Annotated in this window: 3 protein-coding genes and 1 pseudogene; 1 reads left to right on the top strand and 3 read right to left on the bottom strand. The window is 74.6% G+C overall.

Going from position 1 to position 22,758, the window contains the following annotated elements:
- Positions 1-84 precede the first annotated feature (84 nt).
- Positions 85-255, top strand: a complete 171-nt coding sequence (locus OG524_RS34185; protein ID WP_405386412.1) for a hypothetical protein — start codon at positions 85-87, stop codon at positions 253-255.
- 39 nt (positions 256-294) lie between these two features.
- Here OG524_RS34185 and OG524_RS34180 read toward each other — a convergent pair.
- The 3 genes and pseudogenes from OG524_RS34180 to OG524_RS34170 form a co-directional block, all read right to left on the bottom strand.
- A pseudogene (locus OG524_RS34180) lies at positions 295-1,122 on the bottom strand (IS5 family transposase).
- A 108-nt stretch (positions 1,123-1,230) separates the two neighbouring features.
- A complete protein-coding gene (locus OG524_RS34175; RefSeq protein ID WP_405812533.1) occupies positions 1,231-11,817 on the bottom strand; it encodes an SDR family NAD(P)-dependent oxidoreductase in 10,587 nt (3,528 codons plus the stop codon).
- A gap of 68 nt (positions 11,818-11,885) precedes the next feature.
- Entirely contained in the window at positions 11,886-22,727 is a 10,842-nt protein-coding gene (locus tag OG524_RS34170) for an SDR family NAD(P)-dependent oxidoreductase (protein WP_405812301.1), read from the bottom strand.
- Positions 22,728-22,758: the final 31 nt, after the last annotated feature.

The raw sequence follows: 22,758 nt of genomic DNA, 5'->3' as shown, positions 1-22,758 counted from the left end.
AGGCTCGGCAGGCTCGGCAGGCTCGGCAGGCTCGGCAGGCTCGGCAGCTAGAGCATGTCTCTTAGGTCCGCCCATGAGATCGTCGTGCTCGTGATCGAGGAGGGCCTCACCGCCAGCTTTTGCCGACGTTGGGACTCGGGCGACCTCCGTGACAGAAGGGACTCCAAGGTCGACATCGATGAGCTTCGGAGGGGCTTGAAGAAGGTACTCACATACGGGAACTCGCTGAAGGTCCCCGTCATGAACCTCACGTGACCCAAGCGCACGCCGGATGGCCATCGCTGAAGCAGAGGGCTATCGCCGGGCCCAGATGCGAATGGCAGCAAGGTGGAGTGCAGCCAGGTAGACAATGGCCAGCTTGTCCGTTCTCATCGCGAGACCACGCCACTGCTTGAGCCGGGCGATGCATCGCCCGACAGCATTGCGTTGCTTGTACGCCTCGGCGTCGAAGGCCGGAGGCCGGCCTCCCGCACGACCTCGCCGCCGTCGGTGACCTGCCTGGTCGGACGGTTGGGGAATGACGGAACGGATCCCGCGCCGACGGAGATGGCTCCGGATCGCACGGGACGAATACGCGCGGTCCGCCAGGACAGCGTTCGGCCGGCTCCTCGGTCTTCCCGGCCCAAGCCGCGGGACACGAATGCCTGCCGGCACCGCTTCGAACGAAGGCGCATCGCCCGCCCGCCTGGCCTGCGGTCACAAGGCCAACGGGCGAGCGTGGCTGTCGCCGGCAAGATGCACCTTTGTGCTCAGGCCGCCGCGGGAACGTCCGAGCCCGTGATCGTCTGGCTCAGCCCGACCTGGCGCCCCCTTGCCTTGCTCCCGCTGCGTGCTGGTGGGCCCGGCAGACGGTGGAGTCCACAGACACCGTCCAGCCGATGTCGTTGCCCTCGTCGGCCGCTGCAAGGATCGCAGTGAGGATTCGCTCCCACGTGTTCCGTCCACGGCCCACCTGGTCAGCCGCTTGTGAGCAGTCTGGAACGAGCCGAGCTCGTCCGGCAGGTCCCGCCACTCAAGGGTGCGGCGATGGTCGGCCCACGGCCGCCCGCTGACCGGATCGGCCGGCATCAGCGGCTCGATCCGGCTCCACATCGCATCAGTGATCACTAACCGGACAGACATGGCTGTCCAACTGGCCCGCCGACCAAAGAGACACGCTCTGTGCCCAGGGTCACGAGACGGGTGAAGCCCAGCCTCACCCGTCCCACCGTCCCGCCCGTCGTCGTCGGGTCAGCCGAAGCTGCCGAGTTCGTCGTCGAGGATGCCGAAGAGCTCGTCGGCCGTGGCCGCCTCCAGCCCTTTCTCTCCGGCGTCGTCGGCCTTTCCGGGTTCCCGCCAATGCCCCGAACCGTCCCAGTGGGCGGTGAGGGCCCGGAGGCGCACGGCCACCCGGGCACGCCGCTCGTCGTCGAGCCCGTCGGAGTCCAGCGCGGCACCCAGCAGCGTCTCCAGGCGTACCACCTCGGCCTCGACATCGACGAGTTCCTCGTCGGCCCCGGCCCCGCCCATTTCCTCGAACAGGTGCTCGGCGAGGGCGTCGGACGTCGGGTAGTCGAAGGTCAGCGTGGTGGACAGCCGCAGCCCTGTCTCGGCGCCGAGGCGGTTGCGCAGCTCCAGCGCGGCGAGCGAGTCCACACCGAGGTCGCCCAGCGGGCGTTCGGGGTCGACGGCACTGCCGGAGCCGTGTCCGAGGACGTCGGCCACGTGGCCGCACACCAGGTCGACGAGCAGCCGCCTGCCGTCCACGGCTCCGAGTGCGGCCAACCGCCGCGACAACGGCTCCGCCGCCTCCGGGGCGGCCTCCACCGCCCGGGCTGCCCGGCGGGCCGGCGCCGGCGTCCGTGCCAGCGCACGGACCAGGGCCGGTGCGCCCTCGGTAACCTGGACGCGCATCGGCAGCAGCAGCGGGCCCTCGGTGGTCAAGGCCTGGTCGAACAGGGACAGCGCCCGGTCGGCGGGCAGCGGCAGGATGCCGTCGCGGGCCAGCCTTCGCATCTCGGCCTCCCCGAGCCCGGCCGCCATGCCGTCGCCGGTGTCCCACAGACCCCAGCCCAGCGACAGGGCGGGCAGCCCCTCCGCCCGCCGCCGCGCGGCGAGGGCGTCGAGGAAGGCGTTGCCCGCCGCGTAGTTGGCCTGGCCCGCCGCTCCCAGGGTGCCGGCGGCGGAGGAGAAGAGGACGAAGGCGTCCAGGTCCAGGTGTCCGGTGAGCTCGTGCAGGTGCCAGGCCGCGTCGGTCTTGGGCCGCATCACCGCCTCCGTGCGCGCGGCTGTGAGGTCGGTGAGCAGACCGTCGTCCAGGACGCCCGCGGCGTGCACGACAGCGGTCAGCGGATGGGCTTCCGGTACGGAGGCCAGCAGTTCGGCCAGGGCGGCGCGGTCGGTGGTGTCGCAAGCGGCGACCCTGATCCGCGCGCCGGGGGCGACGGGATCCTCGTACCCCTCCGCGTCCGGTGTCCGGCCGCCGCGGCCGACCAGCAGCAGGTGCCGGGCGCCGTGGTGCTCGGCCAGGTGCCGGGCGAGCAGGCGGCCGAGGCTGCCGGTTCCGCCGGTGATGAGGACGGTGCCCTCCGGGTCCAGTGGGATGACAGGCGTCGTCCCCGGCCGGCCGGCCGGAGTCAGCTCCGGTGTGTACACCGTGCCGCCGCGCAGGGCGAGTTCGGGCGCGCCGGTCGCGACGGCGGCCGGCAGGGCCGCGGCCGAGGCGGCGTCACCGTCGGTGTCGGCCAGCACGAACCGTCCGGGGTGCTCGACCGCGGCCGACCGCACCATGCCCCAGATGACGGCCTGGGCCGGGTCCGGCGCCCCGTCGGGGGTGACGGCGACCGCGGACCGGGTGACGACGACCAGGGGGGTGCCGTCCGCAGGTCCGGCCAGGTGCTCCTGGAGCGCAGCGAGGGTGCGCACGGCGGTCTCGCGGGCCCGGGCCGGCAGGTCGGCGTCCGAGGCGTCGTCCAGGGCCACGGTCAGGGTGCGGGGCTCGGCCGCCGCCCCGTCGGCGGTCACCTCCCCCGGGGTCCAGCGCACGGTGAACAGGTCACCGGGGGCGGAGGCGGAGGCGTTCAGCTGCTCGGCCGTCACCTGGCGGATGCGCAGCGACGCCGCCTCAGCGACCGGTGCGCCCGAGGTGTCATACAGGGCCAGGGTCATGTGGTCGGTGCCGTGCGGGGTGAGCCGCAGCCGCAGGGCGGTGGCGCCGGTGGCGTGCAGGGTGACGCCCTCCCAGGCGAAGGGCAGGGTCATGACGGTCGGGTCCTGGCCGTCGAGCAGGTCGATGGCGTGGAGCGCGGAGTCGAGGAGTGCCGGGTGCAGTCCGAAGCCGTCGGCCGCGTCGGCGTCGGGGAGGGCGAGTTCGGCGAAGACCTCGTCCCCGAGCCGCCAGGCGGCGCGCAGGCAGCGGAACAGCGGGCCGTAGCCGTACCCCTGCTCGGCGAGGTGGCCGTACAAACCGCTCACCTCGACGGGGACGGCGCCCTCGGGCGGCCACACGGCGACGGGGGCCGGTTCGGGAGCGGTCTGCTGGGCGAGGACTCCGGTGGCGTGCCGGGTCCAGTCGTCGTCGGTGCCCTCGGGCCGGGCGTGCACGGCCAGTTGCCTGCGTCCGTCGGTGCCGGGAGCCGCGGCGGTCACCTGGAGGTGCACGGAACCGTGCCGGGGAAGTACCAGCGGCCGCTCCAGGGTGAGTTCCTCCACGTGCGGGTAGCCTGCGCGGTCGCCGGCCTGGAGGGCGAGTTCCACGAAGGCGCTGCCGGGGACCAGGACGACTCCCGCGACGGCGTGGTCGGCCAGCCAGGGGTGGGTGGCCAGGGAGAGGCGGCCGGTCAGCGCGACGGTGTCGGCGGCGGCCAGGGTGAGGACGGCTCCGAGCATCGGGTGCCCGGCGGGCGACTGGCCGAGCCCGCTGGCGTCGGTGGCCGTCCCGGGCCCGTCCGTCAGCCAGAGCCGCTGCCGCTGGAAGGCGTACGTCGGCAGGTCGACGCGGCGGGCGTCGGTCCCGGCGTGAACTCCCCGCCAGTCGATGGGCAGGCCACGGACGTGCGCGGCGGCGACGAGCCCGGCGAGCGTCACCTCCTCGTCGCGCTCACGGCGCAGGGCCGGCACGAACACCGACCGCTCCGGGTCGGCGAGGGCGTGCGCGCCCATGGCCGACAGGACGGCGTCGGGGCCGAGTTCGAGGAAGGTGCGGACGCCGTCGTCCTCCAGGGCGCGGATCACGTCCCCGAAGCGGACCGTCTCCCGGACGTGACGCACCCAGTACTCGGGCGAGCACAGCTCGTCCTCGGTGGCGTACGTGCCGACGACGTCGGAGGCGACGGGGATCGTGGGCGTGGCGTAACTCACTTCGCGAGCGGCCTTCTCGAACTCGGCCAGCATCGGGTCCATCAGGGGCGAGTGGAAGGCGTGGCTGACCCGCAGCCGCTTGGTACGGCGGTCGGCGAAGGCGGCGGCGACCGCCTCCACCGCCGCCCGCGTACCGGAGACCACGACCGCGCGCGGGCCGTTGACGGCGGCCAGGGACACGTCGGGGCCGAGGTGCGGCAGCACCTCGGCCTCGGTCGCGTCCACGGCGAGCATGGCGCCGCCCTCGGGCAGGGCCTGCATGAGCCGGCCGCGCGCGGTGACCAGCCGGGCCGCGTCCGCGAGGTCCCAGACGCCGGCGACGTGGGCCGCGGTCAGTTCGCCGATGGAGTGGCCGGCCAGCCGGTCCGGGCGGATGCCGTAGGACTCCAGGAGGCGGTACAGGGCCGTTTCCACCGCGAACAGGGCGCTCTGGGTGTAGAGCGTGTGATCGAGCGACTCGGCTGCGTCGGTACCCGGTTCGGCCCACATGACCTCGCGCAGCGGCCGGTCCAGGTGGGCGTCCAGGGCCTCGCACACCTCGTCCAGTGCCCGCCGGAAGGCGGGGTGGGCGTCGTACAGGCCACGACCCATGCCTGCCCGCTGGGCGCCCTGCCCGGTGAACAGGAAGGCGGTGCGGCCGGCGACGGGCCGGCCGCGCACGACGGTGTCGCTGGTGGCACCGTCGGCCAGCGCGGTCAGGCCGGCCAGCAGTTCGTCCCGGTCACGGGCGACGACCGCGCCCCGGTGGGTGAGGGCGGCACGGCCCGTGGACAGCGAGTGGACGAGGTCGGTGATCCGCTCGTCGGCGACGGCGCGCAGCTGGTCGGCCTGGTCGGCCAGTGCCCCGGGGGTGGCGCCGGAGAGGACCACGGGCAGCAGGGGGGCCTGGATCCCGGCCTCGGTGTGGGGGCCGATGTCGTCGTCGGGGGCCTCCTCCAGGATCACATGCGCGTTGGTCCCGCTGATCCCGAACGACGACACCCCCGCACGACGCACCCGCTCACCCCGCACCCACGGACGCTCCTCCTCCAGCAACCGAACCCGCCCCACACCCCACTCCACCTTCCGCGACGGCACACCCACACCCAACGTCCGGGGCAACACACCCTCCCCCAACGCCAGCACCATCTTCATCACACCCGCCACACCCGCAGCCGCCTGCGTATGACCGATGTTCGACTTCACCGAACCCAACCACAACGGACGATCCCCCGACCGATCCTGACCATACGTAGCCAGCAACGCCTGAGCCTCGATCGGATCACCCAACTCCGTCCCCGTACCATGCGCCTCCACCACATCCACATCAGCGGCCGACACCCCCGCCGACACCAACGCCTGCCGCAACACCCGCTGCTGCGACGGACCATTCGGCGCCGTCAGACCATTCGACGCACCATCCTGATTCACCGCACTACCCCGCACCACCGCCAACACCCGATGCCCCGACCGCCGAGCATCCGACAACCGCTCCAACACCAGCACACCGGCGCCCTCCGACAGGGCCGTGCCGTCCGCCTCCTCGGCGAAGGACTTGACGCGGCCGTCCGCGGCGAGATTGCGCTGCCTGCTGAAGTCGACGAACGTGTCGACCGTCGACATCACGGAGACTCCGCCCGCCATCGCCAGGGTGCACTCGCCCCGTCGCAGCGCCTGCGCGGCCAGGTGCAGCGCGACCAGCGACGAGGAGCAGGCCGTGTCGACGGTGAGGGCGGGCCCCTCCAGACCGAGGGCGTAGGCGACCCGGCCCGAGACGACGCTGCCGAGGCTTCCGTTGCCGAGGTAGTCGCGGACGGCCTCGGGGACGTCGCGCAGCCGGCTGCCGTAGTCGTGGTACATGACGCCGGCGAACACCCCGGTGCGGCTGCCGCGCACGCTGTGCGGGTCGATGCCGGCGCGCTCCAGTGCCTCCCAGGAGGTTTCCAGCAGCAGCCGCTGCTGCGGGTCCATGGCGAGGGCCTCACGGGGGCCGATGCCGAAGAAGTCGTGGTCGAAGTCGGCGGCGTCGTACAGGAATCCGCCCAAGCGGGTGCTGCAGTGGCCCGGCTTGCCGGGCTCCGGGTCGTACAGGGTGTCCAGGTCCCATCCCCGGTCGTCCGGGAAGTCGCCGATGCCGTCCCCGCCGTCGGCGAGCAGCCGCCAGAACTCCTCGGGGGTGGTGACACCACCGGGGTAGCGGCAGGCCATGCCGACGATCGCCACAGGTTCGTCCGCCGCGTACGCCGTCTCCGGTGCCGCGGTGCCGGGGGCGTCCGCGGCGTCGCCGAGGAGTTCCGTCCTCAGGTATCGCACCAGTGCGTCGGCGTCCGGGTGGTCGAAGACGAGGGTGGCGGGCAGCCGCAGGCCGACGGCGCCGCCCAGACGGTTGCGCAGTTCGACCGCGGTCAGCGAGTCGAACCCGGCCTCGCGGAAGGAGCGGCGCGAGTCCAGCACCATGTCGGTTCCGTGACCGAGGACCGCGGCCACCTGGGTGCGGATCAGCTCCATCAGCTCCGCGTCCCGTTCGGCGGGGCCCAGAACGGCCAGCCGGTCGGCCAGGGAGACGCCGGCTGCCCTGGCGGCCGCGGACCGGCGGGCGGGGGCGGGCACCAGACCGCGCAGCAGGGCCGGGACACCGTGGGCGCCGCGCAGGGCACGCAGGTCCAGGCCGATGGGCAGCAGCAGCGGCTCGTCGGCGGCGAGCGCGGTGTCGAACAGCCGCAGTCCCTCCTCGGTGGGCAGGGGCCGGACTCCCGCGCGCGTCATGCGCTCGACGTCGGCGTCGGTGAGGTGGGCGGTCATGCCGGTGCGCTGTTCCCAGAAGCCCCAGGCCAGCGAGAGCGCCGACAGCCCCAGGGAGACTCGGTGCGCGGCGAGGGCGTCGAGGAACGCGTTGGCGGCGGCGTATCCGGACTGTCCGGCTCCGTCGACGGTGCCGGCGGCCGAGGAGAACAGCACGAACGCCGCGAGATCCATGTCCCGGGTGAGCTCGTGCAGGTTCCAGGCGGCGTCCGCCTTGGGCCGCAGCACGGCGTCCAGGCGCTCGGGGGTCTGGTCGGTGACCAGCCCGTCGTCGAGGACGCCCGCGAGGTGCACCACGGCGGTCAGGGGATGCGCCGCGGGTACGTCGGTCAGGAGCGCGGCCAGCTCGTCGCGTTCGGCGGCGTCGCAGCGGGCGACGACGACCTGGACGCCCTGCTCGGCGAGGTCGGCGAAGTCGTCCGCGGCGGTGCCGCTGCGCCCGGCCAGGACCAGCCGGCGCACGCCGTGTCCGGTGGCCAGGTGCCGGGCGACCACGGCGCCGAGCACGCCGGTGCCGCCCGTGATCAGTACGGTGCCGTCGGGGTCGAGCGGGACGGCGCTCCCCCGTACGACGGCGCGGGCCAGCCGGGGCACCCGGACAGTGCCCGCGCGCAGGGCCAGCTGCGGTTCGCCGCTCACTGCGGCGGCGTGCACCGCGGCGGCGATCCGGTCACCGTCGTCGCCGTCCGCCGTGCCGGGGGCACTGTCGACGAGGACGATGCGGTCCGGGTGTTCGCCCTGGGCGGCGCGGACGAGGCCCCACACGGCGGCACCCGCCAGATCGCCGGCGCCCTCCTCGCCGGTGGTGACCGCGCCGCGGGTGAGGACCAGCAGACGGGCGGCGGCCGTCCGGTCGTCCGCCAGCCAGCCCTGCAGGGCGGTCAGGACCCGTTCGGTCGCCTCGCGCACCGAGGCCAACGGGTCGTCGCCGCCGGCCACCGGCAGTACCACCCAGTCGGGCAGCGGTGCGAGCGCGGCCGCGCCCCTCTCGTCCAGTACGGCGTGAACGGGAGTCGCCGCATCCGGTACGGGTACCACGGGCCAGTCCAGCCGGTACAGGTCGTCGGCGCGGACCGGGGAGGCAAGCGCCCGGCCGTCGACCGGGCGGGAGACCAGGGCCTCGACGGAGGCGACCGGGGCGCCGGTGGGGTCGGCCAGTTCCAGGGAGAGCGTGTCGCCGCCGCGGAGGCGGACCCGCAGGGCGGTGGCCCCTGCCGCGTACAGCGACACACCGGTCCAGGCGAAGGGCAGCCGGGCCGTCTCCTGGCCGTGCGCGTCGAGGCCGTCGGCGTGCAGGGCGGCGTCGAACAGGGCCGGGTGGAGGCCGAAGCCGCCTGCCTCGCCGGGCAGTTCGACCTCGGCGTACGTCTCGTCGCCGCTGCGCCAGGCCGCGCGCAGGCCCTGAAAGGCCGGCCCGTAGTCGTAGCCGAGGGCCGCCAGCCGGGCGTAGGCGTCGTCCACCGGGACCGGTTCGGCGCCCTGGGGCGGCCAGGCCGCGAGGTCGAAGGCCGGCGGCGCGGTCTGCGGGGCGAGCAGGCCCGAGGCGTTCAGGGTCCAGGCTGCCTTGTCGGTGCCCTCGGGGCGGGAGTGAACAGTCACCGCGTGGTGCCCGTGGTCGTCGGCAGGGGCCACATGCAGCTGGAGCTGGGCGGCGCCGCGCTCGGGCAGCATCAGGGGTGCCTGCAGGGTGAGTTCGGCGAGGTGTCCGCAACCGAGGTCGTAGCCCGCGCTCAGCGCCAGCTCCACGAGCGCGGTACCGGGCAGCAGGATGGCGCCGGAGACGGCATGGTCGGCCAGCCAGGGTGTGGTGGACAGCGAGAGCCGGCCCGTGAACAGGGTGCCGCCGCCCGCGACCGGGACGGCCGCGCCAAGCAGCGGATGGCCGGCGCTCTCGAGCCCGGCGGCGGTGACGTCCCCGGCGGCCGCGGACCGGCCGAGCCAGTAGCGCTCACGCTGGAAGGCGTAGGTGGGCAGGTCCGCGGGCCGCACCGGCATCCCGGCGAACGCCGGGGACCAGTCGACCGGGACGCCCGCCACGAACGCCTCGCCCAGCGAGGTGAGCAGGCGTTCGGCACCTCCGTCGTCGCGGCGCAGCGAACCGAGACCGGTGACGACCGCGTCCGCGGCGTCGGCGGTCTCCTCGATGCTGTTGAGCAGGACGGGGTGCGGGCTGCACTCGACGAACACCCCGTAGCCGGCGTCCAGCAGGGACCGGGTGGTCGGCTCGAACAGGACGCTCCGGCGTAGGTTGGTGTACCAGTAGCCGGCGTCCAGCGTGGTGGTGTCCAGGACGCCGTTGGTGACGGTGGAGTAGAACGGCACGTCCGCGGCTCGCGCCCGTACGTCCGCGAGGTCGGTGAGGAGCCGTTCGCGGATCGACTCGACGTGGGCGCAGTGCGAGGCGTAGTCCACCGGCAGCCGCTTGGCGCGTCCGCCGTCGGCGACGATCGTCTCGCGCAGGGCGTCGAGGGCGTCGGTGTCCCCGGAGAGCACCACGGAGGAGGCGCCGTTGACCGCGGCCACGGAGACCCGCCCCTCGTGGGCGGCGACGAGTTCGCGTGCCCGGGACTCGGGCAGGGCCACCGACATCATGCCGCCCCGGCCGGAGAGCGCCTCGGCGATGGCCTGGCTGCGCAGGGCCACGACGCGCGCGCCGTCGGAGAGACTGAGCGCACCGGCCACGCAGGCGGCGGCGATCTCACCCTGGGAGTGGCCGATGACGGCGGCGGGACGCACCCCGTGGGCGCGCCACACCTCGGCCAGCGACACCATGATCGCCCACAGCGCGGGCTGTACGACGTCCACCCGGTCCAGCGGGCGGCGTTCGCGCACGGTCTCGATGAGATCCCAGTCGGTGAAGGGGGCGAGCGCCTCGGCGCAGTCGGCCATGGTGGCGGCGAACACCGGAGAGGCGTCCAGGAGGTCGGCTGCCATGCCGGCCCACTGGGAGCCCTGCCCGGGGAAGACGAACGCGATGCGGGACTCCCCCGCCGGCGTGCCGCGCACCACACCGGACGCAGGGTCGCTCTCGGCCAGGGCGGTGAGGCCGGCGGTCACGGCGCTCAGGTCCGCGCCGACGACGACGGCCCGCCGGTCCAGGGCGGCGCGGGCGGTGGCCAGGGCGTGGGCGACGTCGGGCACGGGATCCGTGCCGGTGGCGAGGTGGTCCAGAAGGCGGCGGGCCTGCGCGGCCAGTCCCGGCTCGTCACGGGCGGACAGCACCAGCGGCAGCGGCCGGTCCCAGACCGGCTCCTCGGTCCGCGGCTCGGGGTCGGGGGCCGCCTCGACGATGACGTGGGCGTTGGTGCCACTGATCCCGAAGGAGGACACCGCGCCACGGCGGGGCTCGCCGGTGACGGGCCACTCGCGCGGTTCGGCGAGCAGCTCGACGGCGCCGGCCTCCCAGTCGACCTGGGAGGTGGGCCGTTCGGCGTGCAGGGTCCGTGGCAGCCGGCCGTGGCGCATGGCCATCACCATCTTGATGACGCCGGCGACTCCGGCGGCGGCCTGCGTGTGCCCGATGTTGGACTTCACCGAGCCCAGCCAGAGCGGTTCCTCGCGGTCCTGGCCGTAGGTGGCCATGAGGGCCTGCGCCTCGATCGGGTCGCCGAGCGGGGTGCCGGTGCCGTGCGCCTCCACGGCGTGCACCTGGTGCGGTTCCAGGCGGGCGTTGGCGAGGGCGGCGCGTATGACGCGCTGCTGCGAGGGGCCGTTGGGGGCGGTCAGGCCGTTGGATGCGCCGTCCTGGTTGACGGCGGTGCCCCGCACCAGGGCGAGCACCCGGTGGCCGTTGCGGCGGGCGTCGCTCAGCCGCTCCAGCAGCAGCATGCCCACGCCCTCGCCCCAGCCCGTGCCGTCGGCCGAGTCCGCGAAGGACTTGCACCGGCCGTCAGGGGCGAGACCCCTCTGGCGGGAGAAGTCGATGAACGTGTCCGGGGTGGACATGACGGTCACCCCGCCGGCCAGGGCGAGACCGCACTCACCGGTGCGCAGGGCCTGGACGGCCAGGTGGAGGGCGACCAGTGAGGAGGAGCAGGCGGTGTCGACGGTGACGGCCGGGCCCTCCAGGCCAAGGGTGTAGGACACGCGACCGGAGGCGACGCTGCCGAGGTTGCCGTTGCCGAGGTAGCCCTCGACGCCCTCGGGAACGTCCGTGAGCCAGCTGCCGTAGTCGTGGTACATGACACCCGCGTAGATGCCGGTGCGGCTGCCGCGCAGGGTGTGCGGGTCGATGCCGGCGCGTTCGAACGCCTCCCAGGCGGTCTCCAGCAGCAGCCGCTGCTGCGGGTCCATGGCGACGGCCTCGCGCGGGCTGATACCGAAGAACCCCGGGTCGAACCGCGGCGCGTCGTGGAGGAATCCGCCCTCGCGCACATGGGTGCGGCCGGGAGCGTCGGGGTCGGGGTCGTAGATGGCGTCGACGTCCCAGTCGCGGTCGGCCGGGAAGTCGCCCACGGCGTCCGTTCCGGCGTCGACCAGCTGCCACAGCTGTTCGGGGGTGCTGACGCCGCCGGGGTAGCGGCAGCTCATGGCGACGACGGCGACGGGCTCGTGCGCGGCTTCGGAGATTTGGTCGTTGTGCCGGCGGAGCCGCTCGTTCTCGAGCATGGCCTCGCGCAGCGCCTCGACGATCTGCTCGACGGATGTGTCCACGGTCGGTGTCGCTCCCTGCTGACTCGACGGCGCTGATGATGCGATGGGGTGGAAGTGCGCCGCGCGCGGATCGCCGGTGCCGGACGCGGCGCGTCGTCCGGCACCGGGGCGGGTCACTGGGGGCTGCTGCGGTTCAGGGCGGCGCGCACCAGGTCGGCCACGGCCATGGACTTGATGTCCATGACCGGCTCGGCGGCGGCCTCGGCCGGCGCGGGCCCGGACAGTCTCAGCAGTCCGTCGAGCAGTCCTGCCTCGCGCATCCTCGCGACCGGGATCCTGGCGATGAGGTCCCGCACCTCGTCGTCGGGCCGGTGCTCGGCCGGTTCCGGGCCGGAGTCCGGGGCGAGCCGGTCGAGCAGCTGGTCCGCCAGGGCCGTCGGGGTGGCGTAGTCGAAGATGAGCGTGGAGGGCAGGCGCAGTCCGCTGACGGCGTTGAGCCGGTTGCGCAGTTCGACCGCGGCGAGTGAGTCGAAGCCCAGCTCGGTGAAGGCGCGCCGGGGGTCGACGGCCGCGGGACCGTCATGGCCGAGGACCGCGGCGACCTCGGTGCGGACCGCTTCGAGCACGGTGTGCCCGTGGTCGGCCTCCGGTAGCCCGGCCAGGCGCTCCCCGAGGGTGCGGACCCGGTCGTCCTGCGCGACGCGGGCGGTGACACCGGCCAGGGTGCGCAGCACGGGGGGTACGTCGTCGCCGCGGCGACGCAGGGCGGCGTTGTCCAGTCGGACCGGCACCAGGGCGGGGATCCCGGACTCCATGGCCGCGTCGAACAGTTCCAGCCCCTCGGCCGGGTCGAGCGCGCCGATACCGGACCGTTCGATGCGCTGTACGTCGTCCAGGTCGAGGCCGGCTCCCATGCCGCCGCCGGACCACAGGCCCCAGGCGAGCGAGGTGGCGGGCAGGTTCCGGGCGGCGCGGTGGGCAGCCAGGGCGTCGAGGAAAGTGTTGGCGGCGGCGTAGTTGCCCTGGCCCGCGGCGTCGATGGTGCCGGCGGCCGAGGAGAACAGCACGAAGTGGGACAGGTCGCGGTCGAGGGTGAGCTGGTGCAGGTGCCAGGCGGCGTCCGCCTTGGGCCGGAGCACGGTGTCCAGGCGCTCGGGGGTCAGGGAGGGCACCAGCCCGTCGTCGAGGACGCCGGCGGTGTGCACGACGCTGTCGACGGGGTGGGCGGCCAGCAGTGCGGCGAGTGCGGCCCGGTCGGCGACGTCGCAGGCGACGAGGTCGGTTCGGGCGCCCAGGGCGGCCAGTTCCAGTGCCAGCCCGGCGGCGCCGGGGGCGGAGGGTCCTCGCCGGCCGGCGAGGACCAGGTGGGTGACGCCGTGCCGGGTGACGAGGTGACGGGCCACCAGGGCGCCGAGTCCTCCGGTGCCGCCGGTGACGAGGACGGTGCCCCAGGGGCGGGCGGGGCGCGGTGTGTCCGGATCCGCGGCACGCGTCAGGCGGGGGGCGTGGGCCCGGCCGTCCCGCCACAGCACCTCCCGCTCGCCGGAGTCGAGGACGGCGGCCAGCGCGGCACGGTCGGGTACGGGGCTGTCGGGCCCGGTCCGGCCGACGAGGACGATCCGGCCCGGGTCCTCGGCCTGCGCGGCCCGTACGAGTCCGTGCACGGCGGCGTCGGTGAGGGTTCCGGCAGTGAGCACCATCAGCACCGAGCCGGCCCACCGCTCGTCGCCCAACCACTCCTGGACGGTCGCGAGCGTCGCGTCCAGCGTGGTGCGCAGGTCCAGCGGCAGCTGCTCCCCGTCGGTGTGCGGGGCGCGCACCGGGAGGACGACGACCTCGGGCGCGGAACCGTCGATCGCGGACAGGCTCGGGTGGGCGGGGGCGTCGAGGCCGGCGTCGTCCGGGCCGAGCACGGCCCAGGTGCGGCGCTCGGGCCGCCCGGCGGACTCCGGCAGCGGTTCGTCCTCGGCGACGTAGAGGGAACGCGCGCGTCCGGTGAGCCGGTCGGCGGTGACGGGGCGGGTGACGTAGGACTCGACGGTGGCCAGCGGCCTGCCGTCGGTGTCCGTGAGGTCGAGCCGTGTGCCGTCCTCGCCCCGGGTGACGCGGACGCGGGCGGTGAGCGCCCCCCGGCCGTGCGCGGTGACACCGGTCCAGGCGAAGGGGAGGGCGATCGTGCCGGCGGGCGTGTCGTCGCCGGGGCCCTCCTCGGTGAGGGACGTGGCGTGCAGGGCGGAGTCCAGCAGCGCGGGGTGCAGGGTGTGCCGGGCGGCGTCCTGCCGGGCGTCGGCGGGCAGTTCCAGCTCGGCCAGGACGGTTTCGCCGAGCCGCCAGGCGGCCCGCACGCCGCGGAATACGGGGCCGTAGTCGTAGCCCGCGCCGTGCAGGCCCGGGTAGAGGCCGTCGGTGTCGAGCGGGACGGCTCCCGGTGGCGGCCAGGCGGCGGTTTCGGCGGTTTCGGTGCCGGTGAGAGTGCCGGTGCCTGTGCCTGTGCCTGTGAGAGTGCCGGTCGCGTGCCGCGTCCAGTCCTCGTCCTCCGGGGCGTTCTCGGGCCGGGAGTGGATCTCCACGGAGCCGTCGGGCCGCGCGGCGACCTGGAGGCGTACGGCGCCGTCCCCGGGCAGCGCCAGCGGGGCCTGGAGGGTGAGTTCCTCCAGGACGGGCCGGCCGGTCAGCCGGCCGGCGTGCAGGGCGAGGTCGACCAGGGCGGCGCCGGGTACCAGCACCGAGCCAAGCACGGCGTGCTGGGTGAGCACCGGGTGGGTGGCGGTGGAGATCCGTCCCGTGAGCAGCAGTCCGGCGTCACCGGGCAGGTCCAGGCGGGCGCTGACGTACGGGTGGTCGGCGGTGGCGAGACCGTGCCCGGCGGCGTCGCCCCGGGCGGCGGTGGTCGGCAGCCAGTAGTGGCGGTGCTCGAAGGCGTAGCTGGGGAGTTCGGTGCGGCGTCCCGCGTAACCGTCGTACAGGACCGACCAGTCGACGTCCGTGCCCCGCGTGTGCACGGCGGCCAGGGCGGCGAGCAGGCCGGGGACCTGGGCGGTGTCCTTGCGGGCCGTGGGGACGAACGCGGTGCCCTCGGCGTCGGCGAGGCAGTCCGGGCCCATCGCTGACAGGACGGGCGCGGCGCCCAGTTCGAGGAAGGTGTCGACGCCCTGTGCGGCCAGCGTCCGGACGGCGTCCGCGAAGCGCACGGTCTGCCGAACGTGCCGCACCCAGTAGTCGGCGGAGCCCAGTTCGGCTGCCGTGGCCTGGACACCGGTGAGGGTGGAGACGATCGGCAGGGCCGGGTCCGCGGCCGGGAGGGCCGCCATGACCCGGCGGAACTCCTCCAGCATGGGCTCCATGCGGGGCGAGTGGAAGGCGTGCGAGACGCGCAGCCGCCGGGTGGTGGTGAAATGTGCGGCGACGGCGGTGACTGCGTCCTCCTCCCCGGAGACGACCACGGCGCGCGGGCCGTTGACTGCGGCGATGCCGCACCGTTCGTTCAGCAGCGGCGCCACCTCCTCCTCCGAGGCCTGTACGGCGATCATCGCGCCGCCCGCGGGCAGCGCCTGCATGAGGCGTCCGCGTGCCGCGACGGCGGTCACAGCGTCCTGCAGTGACCAGACCCCGGCGACGTGCGCGGCGGCGAACTCACCGACGGAGTGGCCGGCCAGCCAGGCGGGCCGCACCCCGAAGGACTCCAGCAGGCGGTAAAGACTGACCTGGGTGGTGAACAGGGCTGCCTGGGTGTAGGCGGTCTGCTCCAGTACAGCGGGGTGGTCGCCGAGGACCACCTCGGCGAGCGGCCGCTCAAGGTGCTTGGCGAAGAGTTCGGCGACTCGGTCGAAGTGTTCGGCGTAGACCGGGTAGGTGTCGTACCAGTCGCGGCCCATGCCGGGCCGCTGGGCGCCCTGTCCGGAGAACAGGTGGGCGAGGGTGCCGTCGGTGGCGGCGCCGGTGACGAGCAGTCCGGGCGCCTCGTGTCCACGGGCCAGGGCATCCAGCGCTTCGGTGGTCCTCCGCTCGTCGGGGGCCAGGACGACGGCGCGGTGCGGGTGGGTGCTGCGAGTGGTGGCGAGGGCCAGGCCGACGTCCGCGGGCGCGGCGGTCAGGTCCCGGAGACGGGCGGCCTGGCCTCGCAGCGCCACGGAGGAGCGCGCGGAGACCGCGAGGGCGAGCACAGGCGGCACGGTGGCCGGGTCTGGCTCCGCGGTCTCCGGATCGCCTCCGGTGAACTCCTCCAGGATGACGTGGGCGTTGGTGCCGCTGATCCCGAAGGAGGAGACCCCGGCGCGGCGCGGCCGGTCCGGGGCCCGCCAGGGCCGCTCGTCGGTGAGGAGCCGCACCGCGCCCGCCGTCCAGTCCACCTGGGGCGAGGGCGCGTCGACGTGGAGGGTGCGCGGCAGGGTGCCGTGCCGCATCGCCATGACCATCTTGATGATGCCGGCCACCCCTGCGGCGGCCTGGGTGTGGCCCATGTTGGACTTGACGGAGCCCAGCCACAGCGGCTCGTCGTCGGGCCGCTCCTGCCCGTAGGTAGCCAGCAGTGCCTGGGCCTCGATCGGGTCGCCGAGCGTGGTGCCGGTGCCGTGTGCCTCGACGGCGTCGACATCGGCGGGGGTGAGCCCTGCGGCGCTCAGCGCGGCGCGGATCACGCGCTGCTGGGAGGGGCCGTTGGGAGCGGTCAGTCCGTTGGAGGCCCCGTCGGAGTTGACGGCGGAGCCGCGCACCGTGGCCAGCACCCGGTGGCCGTTGCGGCGGGCGTCCGAGAGGCGCTCGACGACGAGCATGCCGACGCCCTCGCCCCAGCCGGTGCCGTCGGCGGCCGCGGCGAACGACTTGCAGCGGCCGTCGGCGGCCAGGCCGCGCTGCCGGGCGAAGTCGACGAAGGTTTCGGGGGTCGACATGACGGTGACGCCGCCGACCAGGGCGAGATCGCACTCGCCCTGCCGCAGGGCCTGCGCGGCCAGGTGCAGGGTGACAAGCGAGGAGGAGCAGGCGGTGTCGACGGTGACGGCCGGGCCCTCCAGGCCGAGCGCGTAGGCGACCCGGCCGGAGACGACGCTGCCCAGACTCCCGTTGCCGAGGTAGGCGGCGAGGTCGTCGGGGACCTCGGTCAGCCAGGTGCCGTAGTCGTGGTACATGACGCCCGCGAACACGCCGGTGCGTGAGCCGCGCAGAGTCGCCGGGTCGATGGCGGAGCGCTCCAGTGCCTCCCAGGAGACCTCGAGGAGCAGGCGCTGCTGCGGGTCCATGGCGGTGGCCTCGCGCGGGCCGATGCCGAAGAAGCCGGGGTCGAAGTCGGCCGCGTCGTAGAGGAAGGCGCCCTCGCGGGTGTACGTACGGCCGGGGGTGCCGGGCTCGGGGTCGTACAGGCTGTCGGTGTCCCAGCCGCGGTCGGCGGGGAAATCGCCGACCGCGTCGACGCCTTCGGCGACCAGTCGCCACAGGTCTTCCGGGGAGCGGACGCCGCCGGGGTAGCGGCAGCCCATGCCGACGATGACGACGGGGTCGTCGCCCTCGGCGGGGCGCGGTCCGGCGGCGGGCTCGCCGGCCGGCCGTGCGGTGCCGAAGAGGGCGTCCCGGATGTGCTCGGCGAGTGCACGGGAGGTGGGGTGGTCGAAGACGAGGGTGGCAGGCAGCCGCAGTCCGGTGACGGTGTTGAGCCGGTTGCGCAGTTCGACGGCTCCCAGGGAGTCGAAGCCCAGCTCGGTGAAGGCCCGCCCGGGGTCGATGGCGGAAGGGGAGTCGTGCCGCAGGACCGCGGCCACCTCGGTGCGGACCAGGTCCAGCAGGGCGCGTTCCCGGTCGGCGGCGGGCAGTTGCGCCAGCCCGCGCTCCTGGTGGGGCGCCGTGTGGGCGGCGGCCCGGCGGGGGACGGGACGGACGAGAGCGCTCAGCAGCGGCGGCGGGCCGTCGGGCCGGCGGCGTACGGCGGCGGCGTCGATCTCCACGGGGACGAGGTGGGGACTGCCGGAACGGACGGCGGCGTCGAAGAGCCGCAGGGAGTGCTCGGCGGACAGCCCTGGGACACCGTACGCGGCCACTCGCTCCAGGGCGGCGGCGTCCAGCGCGGCGCCCATGCCGGTGCCGGTGGCCCACAGGCTCCAGGCGAGGGCCGTGGCGGGCAGTCCGTGCGCCTCCCGGTGTACGGCGAGGGCGTCCAGGTAGGCGTTGGCGGCGGCGTAGTTGCCCTGGCCCGGTCCGTCAAGGACGGCGGCGAGGGAGGAGAACAGCACGAAGTGGGACAGGTTCCGGTCGAGGGTGAGTTCGTGCAGGTGCCAGGCGCCGGCGGCCTTGGCGTGGAAGACCTCGTCGATCATTTCCTCGGTGAGGCTCTCGACGATGCCGTCGCGCACGGTGCCTGCGGCGTGGACGACGGAGTCGACCGGGTGCCGGGCCAGCAGGTCGCGCAGCGCATCCCGGTCGCCGACGTCGCAGGCGGCGACGGTCACTTCGGCCCCCAGCCCGGTCAGCTCGGCGTGCAGTTCGGGAGCGTGCCCCCGGCGGCCGACGAGGACCAGCCGGCGCACATCGTGGGCGCGCACCAGGTGGCGGGCGAGCAGGGCTCCGAGCCCGCCGGTGCCGCCGGTGATCAGGACCGTGCCCCAGTCGGCGGCCGGCCGGGGTGCGGCGGTTGCTTCGGCGGTCAACCGCGGTACGGCGAACCGGCCCTCGGCGAGGGAGAGTTCGGGTTCCCCGGTGGCGAGCACCTGGCGCAGCTCGGCCTCGGAGGGCAGGCTGTCGTGCTCGACGAGGACGTAGCGGCCGGGGTTCTCGGCCTGTGCCGAGCGGACCAAGCCGCGTACCGCGGCGTGGGCGGGACTGCCGGGCCCGGTGATGAGGACGAGGCGGGCACCGGCCGCCCGTTCGTCCGACTGCCAGGTCTGCAGCAGGCGCAGGGTGCCCAGCACATGGGCGCGCGCGTCGGCGGCGTCGGGGCCCGCCGGGCCGGCCGGGCGGTACATCACGGCGTCCGGCGCGGGGGCGTCGAGCAGCGCGTCCACGGCACGGGCGAGCGGGTCCTCGAAGGGATCGGCGTCCGGCGGTCCGTCCGGGCGGGGGACGCCGTCGAGGACGGCAATGCGCAGGGGCGCGGTGGTCAGCGGCCGGGGGTACGACGACCACCGCACGGAATACAGGACGTCGTCGTCCGGTACGGGCAGGGAGGTCATGGCCTCGATGTCGGCGACGGGGGCGCCGGCGGTGTCCGCGAGGTGCAGACCGATGGTGTCGCCGTCGCCACGGGTGATCCGTACGCGCAGAGCCGAGGCTCCGGTGGCGTGCAGGCGGACACCGGTCCAGGCGAACGGCAGCAGCACCTCTCCGCGCGGCGGGGCGTCGAGGTCGGCGGCGTGCAGCGCGGCGTCCAGCAGCGCGGGGTGGAGCCCGAAGCGCGCAGCGTCGGCGGTGGCGTCCTCGGGCAGGGCGACCTCGGCGAGGACGTGCTCGCCGTGCCGCCAGGCGGCGCGCAGGCCCTGGAAGACGGGGCCGTAGGCGTAGCCCTGGCCGGCGAGGTCCGCGTAGACCTCTGTGGTGTCCAGGGGTTCGGCGTCCGGAGGCGGCCATGCGCCCGGCTCGGTGTCGGCGGCAGGCGGGGCTGTGTCGGTGAGCACCCCGGCCGCGTGCCGGGCCCAGGGCGCGTCCTCGTCGGCGCGCGAGTGGACGGTGACGGTACGGCGACCGGTGTCGTCGGGTTCCCCGACAGCCACCTGGACGGCGACGTCCTCGTCCGGGGCGAGCACCAGCGGTGCGCCGAGGGTGAGTTCCTCCAGGTCGGTAGCGCCGACATGGTCGCCGGCCCGCAGGGCGAGTTCGACGAAGGCGGTGCCCGGCATCAGCACACGGCCCGCGATCACGTGGTCCGCGAGCCAGGGGTGGGTACGGGTGGAGAGGCGTCCGGTCAGGACGACGCCCTCCGCGCCGACCGCGACCACGGCCGCCAGCAGCGGGTGTCCGGCCGCGATCTGCCCCAGGCCGGACGCGTCGGCGGAGGTGCCTGGTTCCAGCCAGAAGCGACTCCGCTGGAAGGGGTAGCCGGGCAGCTCGACGCGGCGGGCGTCCTGGCCGGCGTAGTGCCGTGCCCAGTCGACGGGGACGCCGCGGGCGTGGGCCGCGGCGAGCGCGGTGACGGCCTCGCGGGCCTCGGGCCGCTCACGCCGCAGCACCGGCAGGAAGGCGGTGCCGGGCGCGTCCGTGCAGTCCGGTCCCATGGCGGTCAGCACCGCGTCGGGGCCGATCTCCAGGAACGTCCGGACGCCGGCGTCGGCGAGCCACCGCACGGCGTCGTGGAAGCGGACCCTGGCCCGGACGTGTTCCACCCAGTACTCGGGGTCGCACAGTTCGCGGCCGACGGGGGCGCCGGTCACGGTGGACACGATCGGCACGGTGGGTTCGGCGTAGTCCAGCACCTGTGCGACCCGGCGGAACTCGGCCAGCATCGGTTCCATCAGCGGTGAGTGGAAGGCGTGGCTGACGCGCAGGCGCTTGGTGTCGTGTCCGCGGGCGGAGAGTTCGCCGGCGACGCGCTCCACGTCGTCCAGGTCTCCGGAGATCACGACGGAGGCGGGGCCGTTCACGGCGGCGATGCCGGTGCGCTCGGTGAGCAGCGGTGCGACGTCGCTCTCACCGGCGCGGACCGCGACCATGGCACCGCCCTCGGGCAGCGCCTGCATGAGCCGGCCGCGGGCGGCGACGAGGATGGTGGCGTCCTGGAGGGTGAGGACCCCGGCCACGTGCGCGGCGGCGATCTCGCCGACGGAGTGCCCGGCCAGGTGGTCGGGGCGCATCCCCCAGCTCTCCAGCAGGCGGTGGAGGGCGACTTCGACGGCGAACAGGGCCGGCTGCGCGTACTCGGTGCGGTGCAGCAGTTCCGCGTCGGGTGTGCCCGGCGCGGCGAACAGGACGCTCTTGAGGGGCTTGGGCAGCTGGAGGTCGAAGTGGGCGCAGACGTCGTCGAGTGCGTCGGCGAACGCGGGATACGCGGCGGCGAGTTCGCGGCCCATGCCGGGGCGCTGACTGCCCTGCCCGGTGAACAGGAAGCCGAGTTCGCCGCCCGCCCGCCCGGTGGCGGGGGTGTTGCCCGAGGCCACGCCGGTGAGCGCCTCCCGCAGCTCGGCCCGGTCGGCGGCGACGAGGACGGCCCGGTCGGGCAGGGCCGCCCGGGTGGTGGCCAGGGCGTGGGCGAGGTCGGCCGGTTCCGTGGCGTCGGCAAGGGGCAGCAGGCCGGCCGCGCGGGCCCGCAGGGCGGCTTCACCGCGGGCTGACAGCGGGAAGACGAGCGGGACCGGGGCGGCTCCGGGGGCGTGGGTGGCCTCCCTCCCGGGGGTGGTGCGCGCTGCCTCCGTGTACGGGTCCCGGGCGCTGCCCGTGTCCTCGGCCCGGTCCCCCGCGTCCGGCTGTTCCAGGATGACGTGTGCGTTGGTGCCGCTGACGCCGAAGGAGGAGACGCCCGCCCGGCGAGGGCGGCCGGTCCGCGGCCAGGGCCTCGGCTCGGTGACGAGTTCCACGCTGCCGGACGCCCAGTTGGCGTGCGGGGTGGGGGCGTCGACGTGCAAGGTCGCGGGCACCTGACCGTGACGCATGGCGAGGACCGTCTTGATCACGCCGGCCACACCCGCGGCGGCCTGGGTGTGGCCCAGGTTCGACTTGACCGAGCCGAGCAGCAGAGGGGCCCCGGCGGGGCGGCCCTGCCCGTAGGTGGCCAGGAGCGCGGTCGCCTCGATGGGGTCGCCGAGGCGGGTGCCCGTACCGTGCGCCTCCACCACGTCGATGTCGGCGGGACCGAGCCCGGCGACGGCCAGCGCCCGGCGGATCAGCTTCTGCTGCGCCGTTCCGTTGGGAGCGGTGAGCCCGTTGGAGGCACCGTCCTGGTTGACGGCGGAGGACCGGACGACGGCGAGCACCTGGTGGCCGTTGCGGCGGGCGTCGGAGAGCCGTTCCAGGACGAGGACGCCGACGCCCTCCGCGAAGCCCGTGCCGTCCGCGGCGGCGGAGAACGCCTTGCAGCGGCCGTCCGCGGACAGCCCTCGCTGCCTGCTGAACGCGGTGAAGACGCCCGGCCCGCCCATCACGGCCACCCCGCCGGCCAGCGCCAGCGACGACTCGCCCTGCAGCAGCGAGCGGCAGGCCAGGTGGATGGCGACGAGGGAGGCGGAGCAGGCGGTGTCGATGGTGACCGCCGGTCCCTCGGTGCCCAGCACGTAGGCCACCCGGCCGGAGATGACGCTGGAGGCGTTGCCGGCCAGCAGATGGGCGTCGAGTCCGTCCGGCGCGTCGTGCAGGCGCGGACCGTACTCCTGCACCTCAGCCCCGAAGAACATGCCGGCCGAGGTGCGTCGCAGCGTGGTGGGGTCGATACCGGCGTCCTCCAGGGCCAGCCAGGAGGTCTCCAGTACCAGCCGCTGCTGGGGGTCCATGGCCAGCGACTCACGCGGGCTGATGCCGAAGAACTCGGCATCGAACTCGGTGGCCGTGTCCAGGAACCCGCCGGTGCGGGCGTAGGAGCTGCCGGGGACGTCCGGGTCCTCGTCGAAGAGCTGCTTCAGGTCCCAGCCACGGTCCTGGGGGAAGCCCGAGAGCACCTCGCCGCCGTCGGCGAGCAGACGCCACAGGTCGGCCGGCGTCTCGATGCCGCCGGGGAAGCGGCAGCCGATGCCGACGATCGCCACGGGCTCGTCGGCGGGGCCGTCACCGGTCGGCTCCGGCGGAGCGTCGTCCGCGGCCCGGTTCCCGGCCAGCAGTCGGTCGGCCAGGTCCCGCACGGTGGGGCAGTCGTAGGCGATGCCGACCGGCAGGTCGAGGCCCGTCCGCTCGGTCAGCCTCCGGTGCAGGTCCACCGCCGCGAGCGAGTCGAGTCCCTGTTCCGCCAGCGGTACGGAGGGGTCCAGGGTCCGCGAGGTACCCGGCCGGGCCGCCTCGACCGCCTCGGTGACGGCGGTGCGCACCAGATCCGTCACCAGCCTGCGGTGCTGCGTCGGTGCGGCCTCGGCGAGCAGTCGCGCCAGGGCTGATTCGGATCCGGGCCCATTCATCCACGCATCTCCACTTTCGACCGACACCGTT

The sequence above is a fragment of the Streptomyces sp. NBC_01520 genome, assembly GCF_045040375.1.
In the GTDB taxonomy this organism is placed as follows: Bacteria; Actinomycetota; Actinomycetes; order Streptomycetales; family Streptomycetaceae; genus Streptomyces.
The sequence above is the reverse complement of the archived record's forward strand: the minus strand, read 5'-3'. Positions and strand labels throughout refer to the sequence as shown.